This window comes from Hydrogenophaga sp. (genome assembly GCF_022844385.1).
Taxonomy (GTDB): Bacteria; Pseudomonadota; Gammaproteobacteria; order Burkholderiales; family Burkholderiaceae_C; genus Hydrogenophaga.
In genome coordinates, this window is sequence record NZ_JALHLX010000014.1 from 14,803 (window position 1) to 26,534 (window position 11,732).

Here is an 11,732-nt window from a genome sequence, read left to right on the forward strand (position 1 = left end):
GACACCATCCTCACCTGGGCCGCGTTTGACGAGTGGCTCCAGCGCGTGCAGGCCGCCGACCTCGTGGCCGTGGACACCGAGACCACCTCGCTCGACGAGATGCGCGCCGAAATCGTGGGCATCAGCTTCAGCGTGACACCGGGCGAAGCGGCCTACATCCCGCTGCGCCACAGCGGGCCCGACGCGCCCGTGCAGCTGCCGTTTGACGAGGTGCTCGCCAGACTCAAGCCCTGGCTGGAAGACCCGAAACACGCCAAGCTCGGCCAGCACGTGAAGTACGACCGTCACGTGTTCGCCAACCACGGCATCGAGGTGCAGGGCTATGTGCACGACACCATGCTGCAGAGCTATGTGCTCGAAGTGCACAAGCCGCATGGCCTGGCCAGCCTGGCGCTGCGCCACCTGGGTCGCCAGGGCATCAACTACGAAGACCTGTGCGGCAAGGGCGCGCACCAGATTCCGTTTGCGCAGGTGGATGTGGGCAAGGCGGCGGAGTACTCGTGCGAGGACAGCGACCAGACGCTGGATGTGCACCGCGTGCTGTGGCCGCAACTGCAGGCCGATGACAAATTGCGTTTCATCTACGAGCTCGAGATCGCCAGCAGCGAAGCGCTCTACCGCATCGAGCGCAACGGTGTGCTGATCGACGCGCCCACACTCGCCAAACAAAGCCATGAACTCGGTTCACGCATCCACGCGCTGGAGCAGGAGGCGTACGAGATCGCAGGCCAGCCGTTCAACCTGAGCAGTCCCAAACAACTGGGTGAAATCTTCTTCGACAAGCTCGGCCTGCCCGTGATCAAGAAAACGGCCACCGGCGCACGCAGCACCGACGAAGAGGTGCTGGAAAAGCTGGCCGAGGACTACCCGTTGCCCGCCAGGATCCTGGAGCACCGGGGCCTCTCCAAGCTCAAGGGCACCTACACCGACAAGCTCGCGCAACTGGCCCATCCCAGGACTGGCCGGGTGCACACCCACTACGCCCAGGCCGTGGCGGTGACCGGGCGCCTGTCCAGCAACGACCCCAACCTGCAGAACATTCCCATCCGCACGCCCGAAGGCAGGCGCGTGCGCGAGGCCTTTGTGGCCCCGGCCGGCCACGTGATTGCAAGCGCCGACTACTCGCAGATCGAGCTGCGCATCATGGCCCACATCAGTGGCGACGAAGCACTCTTGCGCGCCTTCCACGAAGGCATCGACGTGCACCGCGCCACCGCGGCCGAGGTGTTTGGTGTGGACGCGGCGCAGGTGAGCAGCGAGCAGCGCCGCTACGCCAAGGTGATCAACTTCGGCCTGATCTACGGCATGAGCGCCTTTGGCCTGGCGAAGGCGCTGGCCATCGACAACACCGCGGCCAAGAACTACATCACGCGCTACTTCGAACGCTTCGCTGGCGTCAAGCGGTACATGGACGACACGCGTGCCCAGGCCAAGGCCCGGGGCTATGTGGAAACCGTGTTCGGCCGGCGCCTGTACCTGCCCGAGATCAACAGTCCGAACGGCCCGCGCCGCAGCGGTGCCGAGCGCGCCGCCATCAACGCGCCCATGCAGGGCACGGCGGCCGACCTCATCAAGCTCAGCATGGTGGCGGTGCAGAAGGCGCTGGACGAGCAGCAGCGCGGCACGAAGATGGTCATGCAGGTGCATGACGAACTGGTGTTTGAAGTGCCCGAGGCCGAGGTGGACTGGCTCAAGGCCGAGATCCCGCGCCTCATGGCCGGCGTGGCCGAGCTCAAGGTGCCTTTGCTCGCGGAAGTGGGCGTTGGACCCAACTGGGACAAAGCCCATTGAAGCTGCAGCGCCGCGCATTGGTGTGCGCCGGCCTGGCTGCGGCCAGCCTGCCGGCCTGGGCACAGACCGACGACAAGTGGGGTGCGCTGCGGGGCTACCCCGAGAGCCGCTCCAGTTTCGAGCGCCAGCCCGAATTCCGTGTGGGCAATTACTCGGGTGGTCACGAGCGCACGATGCGCCATCACGTGATTCGCGCCGGCGCCCGGGGGGCCGCCTGGAACGACACGCCGGTGAACGATTTCCGCTACCGCTCGGGCCTGTTCCAGAAGACGCCCGACGCCTACCTGGCGCAGTGGCCTGTGACCGGCTTGCTGATCGCGCGGGACAACAACATCCTGCTAGAGCGCTACCGCTTCGGGCGCCAGCCGGCCATGCGCCTGCAGAGCTGGTCCATGGCCAAGAGCGTCACTTCGCTGTTGCTGGGCATCTGCCTGGACCGCGGGCTCATCGCTTCGTTCGACGACATGGCTGCGCGCTACGTGCCCGAACTCGCCGGCACCCTGCACGGAGAGACTTCGCTGCGCCACCTGGCCAACATGTGCAGCGGTGCCGACGTGGTGCACGCGCGCGACAACGCGGTTCTTTACCCGGGAGCGTTGCTGGGCAGAGACCCCGACATCGCACGCACGGTCAGCGGCTGGAACCGGCGCAGCGAATCCGCCGGCATGCGCTTCAACTACAACGAGCTGGCTCCGTTGACGCTGGGCATGGTGATGCGCCGTGTCACCGGGGGCTCGCTGTCGGCTTTTGCCGAGCAGGCGCTGTGGCAACCCCTGGGTGCCGAGGCGCCGGCCACCTGGCTCACCGATGCGCGCGGGGCCGAGTTCAACAGCATTGGTTTCGCGGCGCGACTGCGCGACTGGGGACGGCTGGGCCAGCTGGTGGCGCAACGCGGTCGTGGTCCCGACGGCCGGGTCATCGTCAGCGAGGCCTGGATCAACGAGTGCACCGCGTGGAGCGAGGGGGATGCGCCGGTGCTGCATGGCCGGGCCCGCCTGACCCAGGGCTACAAGGCCTTGTTCTGGCATGCGCGCGCCGATGGTTCACGACCTGCCATGCACGGCCACCACGGACAGCGTGTGCTGATCGACCTGCCCACCCGCACGGTGCTTGTGCAGACGGCGGTGGATCAGCAGGGTCCGTGGGAGCACGAACTGCACGACATGTTTGACGCTGCCGCGCGGATTTAGCACCCATGTCAGACTTGCAGGCCGACCACCCGACCAGGAGACACAACATGCTCAACGACAACTTCACCCAGGACCTCTCGGCCTTGCTGCCCGGTCAGTCGAACGAACACGGCGCCACCCGCCGCACGGCCCTCAAGGCAGCGCTGGGTGTGGGTTACGCCGCTGCCGCTGCGCCCCTGATGGCGCAGACGGCGATCAAGACCTCTTCCGACGGCCTCACCGTGGGCGAGGTGATGATCGATGTCAACGGCTACAAGATGCCGGCCTACCGTGCCGCGCCTGCCGGCAAGACCGGTTTGCCGGTGGTGCTGGTGCTGTCCGAAATCTTCGGCGTGCACGAGTACATCGCCGACACCGCGCGCCGTTTCGCCAAGGCTGGCTACATGGCGATCGCGCCCGAGCTGTTTGTGCGCCAGGGCGATGCGCAGAGCTACGGCGAGATGGCCAAGCTGATCGCCGAGGTGGTGTCCAAGGTGCCCGACGCGCAGGTGATGGCCGACCTGGACGCCGCGGTGAAATGGGCCTCGGCCAACGGTGGCGATGCGTCCAAGGTGGGCGTGACCGGCTTCTGCTGGGGTGGGCGCCAGACCTGGCTGTACGCGGCCCACAACCCGGCGGTGAAGGCCGGCGTGGCCTGGTACGGCCGGCTGGTGGGCGATGCCTCGCCGCTGAACCCCAAACACCCGGTGGATGTGGCGGCCCAACTCAAGGGCCCGGTGCTGGGCCTCTATGGCGGCGCCGATACCGGCATCCCGCTTGACACGGTTGATAAGATGAAGGCCGCTCTGGCGGTGGGCAGTCCGGCCGCCAAGGCATCGACTTTTGTGGTCTACCCCGAGGCACCCCACGCCTTCCACGCCGACTACCGTCCGAGCTTCCGCAAGGAGCCGGCCGAAGACGGCTGGAACCGTGCACTGGCGTGGTTCAAGCAGCACGGTGTGGCCTGAGCCGCACCGTCCCGGGGAACCCAAGGCCGCTGAAGAGCGGCCTTTTTTGTGGTGAACTGAAAAGAGCAACATGACTTTGTTGGCAATCCTGGTGGGTACTGTTGCAGCCGGTGTGGGCAGTGTGTGGCTCGCCGCGCTGATGGCCTTTGCCATGTTGGCGCGCTTCACGCAGCACATGCTCAGCATGGCGGCGGGCGCGCTCATGGCCACGGCCTTCATGCACCTGCTGCCCGAAGCCTTCGAGAGCGAGGCCGGTGCACACGAGCTGTTTGCCATGCTGCTGGGCGGGCTGGTGTTCTTCTTCTTGCTCGACAAGGCCGAGCTGTGGCACCACGGGCACGAGCACAACAACGGGCCAGTGGGTCATGGGGACCAAGCCCACCACCACGGGCACGGTCATGCGCACCACGAGCATGGCCCGCGCTCGGGCGGCTGGGCCGTGCTGGCCGGCGACAGCGTGCATGCGTTTGGCGACGGCATCCTGATCGCATCGGCCTTCCTCGCCGACATGCGGCTGGGCGTGATCACCTCGCTGGCGGTGCTCGCGCACGAGGTGCCGCACCACATCGGCGACCTCGTGGTGCTGCGGGCCACCTCCGGCACTTCGCGCGCCGCGCTCATCAAGGTGTCGCTCGCCGGCACAGTCACCGCGCTCGGTGGTGTGGTGGGCTATTTCCTGGTGACCCAGTTGCAGGATTACCTGCCGTTCTTCCTGGTGGCGGCGTCCAGCAGCTTTGTCTATGTGGCCCTCGCCGACCTGATCCCGCAGTTGCAGAAAAAGCTGGGCTTTCGGGACACGGTGGCCCAGGTGGCCTGGTTGATGGCGGGCATTGCGCTGGTCACGCTCGTGAGCAGCCTGGCCCATTGATCTTCATGCGCTGGGTGCGTCGCCCAGCGTGAAGCTGAAGGTGGCGCCTTCACCGGGCGCGCTGCAGGCCGTGATGGTGCCGCCGTGGCGCTCGACGATGCGGCGCACCGTGGCCAGGCCGATGCCGGTGCCTTCGAACTCGTTGGCCATGTGCAGGCGCTGGAAGGGCTGGAACAGCTTGGCCGCGTAGGCCATGTTGAAGCCGACGCCGTTGTCCCGCACGAAGTACCGGATGGTCTGACCATCCTCTGCCGCGCTCTGGCCGAATTCGATCACGGTCTCTGGCCGGTCGCGGCTGTACTTCAAGGCATTGCCCAACAGGTTCTCCAGTGCAATGCGGGTGAGTTGGGGGTCGCATTCGGCCTGCAGGCCTTCGGCCACCAGACACTGGATCTGCCGCCCGGGCTGGCGGCCCTGCTCTTCAGCCAGGATGCCTTGCACCAGCTGGCTCAGGTCAACCGTCTGGCGTTCCAGCGAAGCCTGGCTCACCCGGGCCAGCGCCAGCAGCGCCGAGATGAGGGACCCCATCCTTGTGGTGGAGGACAGCACCCGGTCGAACATCTCGCGCTCGTCCTGGCTCAAGCGCTCTCCCAGCTGTTCGTCCAGCAGGCGGGTGAAGCCGTCGATGGCGCGCAGCGGCGATTTGAGATCGTGCGAGACGGTGTAGGCAAAGGAATCGAGCTCGGCGTTGAGCTTTTGCAGGTCGGCGGTGCGCTCGCGCACCCGCTGCTCCAGGGTTTCCGTCAGGCGCTGGATCTCGCGGTCGCGCTGAAGGCGCACCAGTTCTGCGTTGGCGCGGCTGGCGAAGATGGATACCAGGGCCTGCAGGTCCTCGCTCAGGGCCAGGGGTTTGCGCCACATGGCAAACAGGATGCCGATGGGCGTGCCATCGGCGTCGCGAAGGACCTGCCCGAGGTAGGCCTGGAAGCCCTCCCGGTTGATGCCCCGGGCGTTGGGAAAGCCCTGCGGCAAACCTTGCGCGCAAACAAAGGCCTCTTTTTGCCTGAGCGTCTCGGCACAGGGCGTGTTGAGCGTGTCGAAGCTGAAGGTGGGCATGGGCACGGCGTCTTTCCAGATGGACAAGACCTGCACCACATCGGGGTCCGTGCACTCGCCGATCACCACCAGGTCGCACTCAATGGCCTCGGACAGGTGGCGGGTGAGTGCGGTGAAGAACGCCTCGCCGGTTTCTGCCGCCACGCCTTTGGCCACGTTGAGCAACAGGGACTCGCGCCGTTTTTCGGCGGAGATGTTCACGGTGCAGGACAGGATGCAGGGTTCACCGTCGATTTCGATCAGCTCGGCCCACAGGCGCGTGGCCACCAGGCTGCCGTCCTTGTGACGCATGCGGGTGTCGTAGTTGTCGATGCGGCCGTCACGCAGCAGCTGGGCCACAAACTGCTCCCGGTCGGCCGGCGTGAGCCACGCACCAGCCTCTACCGTGGTCTTGCCGATCAACTCGTCGGGCCGCATGCCTTGCGCCCGGTCCTGCGCCTTGTTGATTTCCAGGAAGCTGCCGTCGGCCAGCCGGGTGATGGTGAGGTTCAGTGGACTGAAGTTGAAAGCTTTGGCAAAACGTTCTTCAGAGCGCCTGAGGCGGTCCATGGCATCGGCCTGCACGCTCACATCGGTGATGGTCGTGATGATCAGCTTGTCTTCACGGTCGGTCCCCATCTCGCTGGAGATGAGGGCATTGAAGGTCTGACCGTCCGCACGCCGTCCCTGGCAGGCGAACTGGTCCATGTGGCGCAGTGAGTACAACTGCTGCAGATAGGCCTCGCGCTGCGTGGGGTCGGCCCACAAGAAATGCTCCTGGCGGCCCAGCACCTGGTCGCGCGTGTAGCCGTAGCTGCGTTCAAACGCCGGGTTCACATCGAGGATGGAGCCGGTGCGGGCCGACTGGGCGATCATGGGACTGGGGCTGGTTCGGAAGATGCGCGCAAAGCGCTCCAGGTTGCGGTCCCGTTCCTGCTCGGTGGCTTTGCGGCGCTCGAACTCCTGCGCCTGCAACTGCAGCGCCCGGTTGGTCCTCAAGCGGCTGTGGTGGACGGTGAGGGCGCACAACAGCACGGTGGCCGAGTGGGTGATCCACACGCGCAAGCTCACAGAAAAATCGGGCCTGGGTGTGAGCAGGCCTGCGGCTTCGGCCCAGGTGAGCGCACCCAGCGAACCGATGCTCGCCACTGTGGTGACGATCAGCGCCGTGCGCCCCAGAAAGATGCCGGCGCCCACCACCGAGCCCATGAACAGGAAGCCCACGGCGGTGCGCACCGAGCCGTAGGTGAGTGCGGAGAAGATGGCCGCGCCCAGCACAGCGGCCACGATGACATGAGCCACGTACCTCGTGCGACCGACACGCGTGAGGCCGTAGCACACCCAGGCCATCACCGTCAGTCCCCCGGCGACCCAGGCCTCGTGCTCGCCGGGTGCCGCGAGCACCAGTTCCAGCAGCAGCACCAGCAGGCCCGTGCAGCCGATCACCAGCGACGTCAGCCTCAGCGCTTTGGTGCGATCCCGGTCTCCCAGGACATTGAAGGCGTCGTCGTCGTGCGGCTGCATGAATGGCGGGAGGGCAGTGGGCGCAGGGGCAGGAGACCGTCAGCCAACGGCGCAGGGCGCATGGGGCGTGTTGCACCACTCGCTCCAACTGCCGGGGTAGAGCGCTGTGCGCCCCAGGCCAGCCACTTCCATGGCCAGCAGGTTGGGTATGGCGCTGACGCCGCTGCCGCAGTGGTGCACCACGCTGGCGGGGTCACGCCCGGCGAGCAGGTGTTCAAACTCGGCGCGCAATCGGGCTGCAGGTTTGAAGAGGCCGTCGGGGCCGATGTTCTCGGCAAACGGCCGGTTCAGCGCCCCCGGGATGTGGCCCGCCACCGGGTCCAGCGGCTCGACCTCACCGCGGAAGCGTGCCGCAGCGCGTGCGTCGATCACGGTCTGTGCGGGCCGGCCCATGCCCTGCAGGAGGCTGCTGGTCGACGCGGTCGGCGCGGTCGACGGTTGCAGGGTGAAGCGACCGGCCTCGGGAACCGGAGAAGGGCCGCTTTCCACCGCGCCACCCGCCGCTTTCCAGGCGGCCAGACCGCCGTCAAGCACCGCCACGGCCTCAAAGCCGCACCACTTGAGCATCCACCACAGGCGCCCGCAGTAGTTGGCGCCCTGTCGATCAAGCACCACCACCTGCATGCCGTCGGACACGCCCAGCGCAGCGAGGGTTCGGGCAAAGGTTTCGCGCGAGGGCAGCGGATGTCTTCCCCCGCTTGCGCGATCGGCGCCGGTCTTGTCGCTGAGGTGCTGGTCCAGGTGCACATACACCGAGCCGGGCAAGTGCTCCTCGCTGTATTGCGCTGCGCCGGCGTCGGGGTTCATGAGTTCGAAGCTGCAGTCGAACACGCGCAGCGGTGCACCGCTGGAGAGGCGTTGCTGCAGTTCGCGGGCGGAGATCAGGGTGGTGAACATGCGCCCATTGTGCTTGAGGTCCGCCGGGCGTCAGTGGTCCTCGGCGGGTGCGTTCGGCACCGCGCGGGCACGCAGCATGGTGGCGGTGATGCCGCTGACGATGATCAGCCCCATGCCCAGCCAGCCGATCAGGGGCAACTGGTCGCCAAAGATGGTGAGGCTGAAGAGCGCAGCGAAGACGATGCCGGAGTACTGCAGGTTGGCCACCACCATGGTGGCGCCGCTGGAGTAGGCGCGCGTCATGCAGAGCTGCCCGAACACCGCCAGCAGCCCGATGGGCAGCAGCCACAGGGCACTGGGCCAACGCCAGTCGCTCGCGCCGACAAACAACATGCCCAGGGCCCCGGCAAACACCGCACCGACGGAGAAGTAAAACACCGTGCGGCTTTCGGGCTCGCCGGCCCGTGCCAGTGCGGCCACCTGCAGGTAGGCGAAGGCCGAGAAGATGCCCGACATCAGGCCCACCAGCGCACCCACTGCCTGTCCTTCGCCGAGGGTGGGTCGGAGCATCATGGCCACGCCGCCAAAGCCGGCCAGCACGGCCAGGAACAGAGGCGCCTGCTGAAGGATGGGCGCGTTGCGGCCCTGCACCAGCATCGCACCGCCCAGCAGGAAGGCCGCGATCCACACGCTGCTCATGTAATTCAGCGTCATGGCCGTGGCCAGGGGCAGGATGGCGATGGAATAAAACCAGGCGGTCAGCGCCGTCACACCCACCACGCTGCGCCACACATGCATCATGGGCAGGCTGGTGCGCAGCGAGACGCCTTTCGCCCGCGTGAGACCTATCAGGAACACCACGCCCACCAGGCCGCGGTAGAAGACGATCTCGAAGCTGTTGAAGTGGGTCGACGCAAACTTGATGCACACCCCCATGGTGGCAAAAAACAGCGACGCGAGCACCATCCACAGGGCTTGCACTGCTCAGCTTTCTGCCAAGCTCATCTTCGCCCGGTACCACTCGTGGAAATGTTGCATGCCGTCTTCCATCGGGCTCTGGTAGGGGCCGACTTCGTTGTCACCGCGCGCCAGCAGCGCCTTGCGACCCGCGTCCATGCGCTCGGCGATCTCGTCGTCTTCCAGGCAGGTCTCCATGTAAGCCGCGCGCTGGGCCTTGACGAAATCACGCTCGAAAGCCGCGATCTCCTCGGGGTAGTAGAACTCGACCATGTTGATGGTCTTGTCCACGCTCACCGGGTGCAGGGTGGAGACCGTCAGCACGTGCGGGTACCACTCCACCATGATGTGGGGGTAGTAGGTCAGCCAGATCGCACCGTGCTCGGGCATCTGGCCTTGGCGGTACTGCATGAGCTGCTCGTGCCAGCGCTGGTAGACCGGGCTGCCGGCCTTGCCGAGCAGGTTGGCCGGGCCCACGGTTTGCACCGAGTACTCGGGCTTGAATTCCCAGCGCAGGTCTTCGCAGGTGACGAAGCCGCCGAGGCCCGGGTGGAAGGGCGCCACGTGGTAGTCCTCCAGGTAGACCTCGATGAAGGTCTTCCAGTTGTAGTTGCACTCGTGCAGTTCTACGTGGTCCAGCACCATGCCGTCGAAATCAAGTGCAGCGCGCGGGCCCATGTTCGCCAGGTCGACGGCCACGTCTCGGCCGTTGTCTTCAAACAGCAAGCCGTTCCACTCGCGCAGCGGGTAGTTGTTGAGGTTGAGGCAAGGATCCTTCTCGAAGTGTGGCGCGCCCAGCAGCTGGCCGGCCTGGCCGCCCTGGACGCCGCTGTAGGTCCAGCGGTGCAGGGGGCACACGATGTTGCCGCCCGCGCTGCCGCTGCGCGTTTCCTGCAGGTTGCCGCGGTCTTTGAGGATGATGGCCTGGCGGTGCCGGCAGACGTTGGAGACGAGCTCCACCCCCTTGGCGGTGCGCACCAAGGCGCGCCCGCCGGCCTCTTGCGGAAGGGCGTGGTAGTCCCCCACATTGGGGACGGCAAGTTGGTGCCCCACATACCGGGGCCCGCGCTGGAAGAGGACTTCCTTTTCGCGCTGGAACAGCGCTTCGTCGAAGTAACTGGAAACCTGAAGTTGGCTTGCGGCCTGCTGCAGTTGAAGACTTAAATCAGACATCGTGGTCCTGACCTAGAGACTCCCCCTATGAAGGGGCAGGGTAAGCGCTGTGCTCGTGAGACGAATTCGCGCGGGATGGGTGGAGTGGTGCGTCCCTCCGGGCGTTGGAAGCCCGTCAGTGATGAAAAGGGGCGAATTCTACCCCCCGGGGCAGTACCCGCTCGCCAGCGCCGGTATGCAAAAGCGTGCCCACTTTAGAATGAACCACGTGAACGAACCCATGCCCACCGTGCCCCGTACCGCCAAGACTTCCCCATCCTCCGCCGACGCACAGCCCGTTGCTGCCAGCTACGAGGCCGCGCTCGACGAGCTGGAACAACTCGTGTCCCAACTCGATGCCGGCCAACTGCCGCTCGACCAGCTGCTCACGCGCTACCAGCGAGGCGCCGAGCTGCTGGCGTTCTGCCGCGCCCGGCTTGAAGCGGTGGAGAACCAGATCAAGGTCCTTGAGGGCGGCGAGCTCAAATCCTGGGACCAGCCATGACACAGACGCTGGCTCCCGAAACGCTGTCAGCGTTCGCCTCGTGGCGCGAAGCGCAGCAAGCCGCAGTCGAGCGCGCGCTCTCCAGCTGGGTCCCGGCGAACGCGCCCGCCGGTCTGGGCGATGCCATGCGCTACGCCGTGCTCGACGGGGGCAAACGCCTGCGCCCCTTGCTGGCGCTGGCCACCTGCGAGGCCGTGGGCGGCCACGCCGCAGCCGCGATGCGTGCTGCCTGCGCGGTGGAACTGATCCATGCCTATTCCCTGGTGCACGACGACATGCCCTGCATGGACAACGACGTGTTGCGCCGCGGCAAGCCCACCGTGCATGTGCAGTTTGGTGAAGCGCAGGCCCTGCTCGCAGGCGACGCGCTGCAGGCGCTCGCGTTTGAATTGCTGGTGCCCGATGACGGCAGCGTTGAGCCTGCCATGTCCGCGCGGCTGTGCCGGCTGCTGGCCCTGGCGGCCGGTGCGGGCGGCATGGCCGGTGGCCAGGCGATCGATCTGGCCAGCGTGGGCGTTGCCCTGGACCAGCCTGCGCTGGAGTTGATGCACCGCCACAAGACCGGCGCCTTGCTTCAGGCCAGCGTCATGATGGGCGCGGCAACAGTGCGGGTGTCGCTGGACACCGAGGCTCGGCTGGTCGAGTACGGCGCTTGCGTGGGCCTGGCCTTCCAGGTGGTGGACGACATCCTTGACGTGACAGCCGATTCGGCTACGCTGGGCAAAACCGCCGGCAAGGACGCGGCCGCCGACAAGCCCACTTTTGTTTCCCTGATGGGGCTGGCGTCCGCGCAGACCTATGCCGACCGCGTGCTCGACCAGGCCCACGAGGCCTTGCGTCGCAGCGGCATCGAGCGGTCCGACACCTTGCACGCGCTGGCCGACTGGGTCGGCCGTCGAGCCTCCTGAGGTCCACCGGGACCCGTT

10 protein-coding genes and 1 pseudogene are annotated in these 11,732 nt (G+C 66.5%); 6 read left to right on the plus strand and 5 right to left on the minus strand.

Annotation, left to right across the window (positions count from 1 at the left end):
• From polA to Q0C59_RS04780, 4 genes are all read left to right on the plus strand, one after another.
• Window positions 1-1,791: DNA polymerase I (gene polA / locus Q0C59_RS04765; protein ID WP_291212423.1), on the plus strand; the 1,791-nt coding region annotated here is incomplete at its 5' end.
• Entirely contained in the window at window positions 1,788-2,981 is a 1,194-nt protein-coding gene (locus Q0C59_RS04770) for a serine hydrolase (protein WP_291212425.1), read from the plus strand. The genes polA and Q0C59_RS04770, both read left to right, overlap by 4 nt.
• A gap of 47 nt (window positions 2,982-3,028) precedes the next feature.
• Entirely contained in the window at window positions 3,029-3,928 is a 900-nt protein-coding gene (locus Q0C59_RS04775) for a dienelactone hydrolase family protein (protein ID WP_291212427.1), read from the plus strand.
• 70 nt (window positions 3,929-3,998) lie between these two features.
• Window positions 3,999-4,796, plus strand: a complete 798-nt coding sequence (locus Q0C59_RS04780) for a ZIP family metal transporter (RefSeq protein ID WP_291212430.1) — start codon at window positions 3,999-4,001, stop codon at window positions 4,794-4,796.
• Between the two features lie 3 nt (window positions 4,797-4,799).
• Here the strand turns inward: Q0C59_RS04780 and Q0C59_RS19685 are convergent, their stop codons facing one another.
• The 5 genes and pseudogenes from Q0C59_RS19685 to Q0C59_RS04800 all read right to left on the minus strand — a co-directional run bounded on the left by Q0C59_RS19685 (window position 4,800) and on the right by Q0C59_RS04800 (window position 10,322).
• On the minus strand, window positions 4,800-6,401 hold the full coding sequence (locus Q0C59_RS19685; protein ID WP_370654240.1) for an ATP-binding protein: 1,602 nt from the start codon (window positions 6,399-6,401) through the stop codon (window positions 4,800-4,802).
• 24 nt (window positions 6,402-6,425) lie between these two features.
• Window positions 6,426-7,355: pseudogene (locus Q0C59_RS19690) on the minus strand (PAS domain S-box protein); the annotation flags it as partial.
• A gap of 39 nt (window positions 7,356-7,394) precedes the next feature.
• Window positions 7,395-8,252 carry a sulfurtransferase gene (locus tag Q0C59_RS04790; protein ID WP_291212435.1) on the minus strand — a complete coding sequence of 286 codons (858 nt, stop codon included), beginning with the start codon at window positions 8,250-8,252 and terminating at the stop codon, window positions 7,395-7,397.
• A gap of 30 nt (window positions 8,253-8,282) precedes the next feature.
• The gene (locus tag Q0C59_RS04795) at window positions 8,283-9,173 is read right to left on the minus strand and encodes a DMT family transporter (protein ID WP_291212437.1); all 891 of its coding nucleotides are present in this window, start codon (window positions 9,171-9,173) and stop codon (window positions 8,283-8,285) included.
• Between the two features lie 3 nt (window positions 9,174-9,176).
• Window positions 9,177-10,322, minus strand: coding sequence for an aromatic ring-hydroxylating dioxygenase subunit alpha (locus Q0C59_RS04800; protein WP_291212440.1), 1,146 nt, complete (start codon window positions 10,320-10,322; stop codon window positions 9,177-9,179).
• Window positions 10,323-10,542: 220 nt separating this feature from the next.
• Here Q0C59_RS04800 and xseB point away from each other — a divergent pair, with 220 nt between their 5' ends.
• Entirely contained in the window at window positions 10,543-10,806 is a 264-nt protein-coding gene (gene xseB, locus Q0C59_RS04805; protein WP_291212443.1) for an exodeoxyribonuclease VII small subunit, read from the plus strand.
• Window positions 10,803-11,714, plus strand: a complete 912-nt coding sequence (locus tag Q0C59_RS04810) for a polyprenyl synthetase family protein (RefSeq protein WP_291212446.1) — start codon at window positions 10,803-10,805, stop codon at window positions 11,712-11,714. Before xseB ends, Q0C59_RS04810 begins: the two co-directional genes overlap by 4 nt.
• Window positions 11,715-11,732: the final 18 nt, after the last annotated feature.

Excerpts from the sequence above, each read along its gene's own strand:
- Q0C59_RS04775 (WP_291212427.1), top strand. The coding sequence starts at position 3,029 with ATGCTCAACGACAACTTCACCCAGGACCTCTCGGCCTTGCTGCCCGGT.
- Q0C59_RS04780 (WP_291212430.1), top strand. The coding sequence starts at position 3,999 with ATGACTTTGTTGGCAATCCTGGTGGGTACTGTTGCAGCCGGTGTGGGC.
- Q0C59_RS19685 (WP_370654240.1), bottom strand. The coding sequence starts at position 6,401 with ATGGACCGCCTCAGGCGCTCTGAAGAACGTTTTGCCAAAGCTTTCAAC.
- Q0C59_RS04790 (WP_291212435.1), bottom strand. The coding sequence starts at position 8,252 with ATGTTCACCACCCTGATCTCCGCCCGCGAACTGCAGCAACGCCTCTCC.
- Q0C59_RS04800 (WP_291212440.1), bottom strand. The coding sequence starts at position 10,322 with ATGTCTGATTTAAGTCTTCAACTGCAGCAGGCCGCAAGCCAACTTCAG.
- xseB (WP_291212443.1), top strand. The coding sequence starts at position 10,543 with ATGCCCACCGTGCCCCGTACCGCCAAGACTTCCCCATCCTCCGCCGAC.
- Q0C59_RS04810 (WP_291212446.1), top strand. The coding sequence starts at position 10,803 with ATGACACAGACGCTGGCTCCCGAAACGCTGTCAGCGTTCGCCTCGTGG.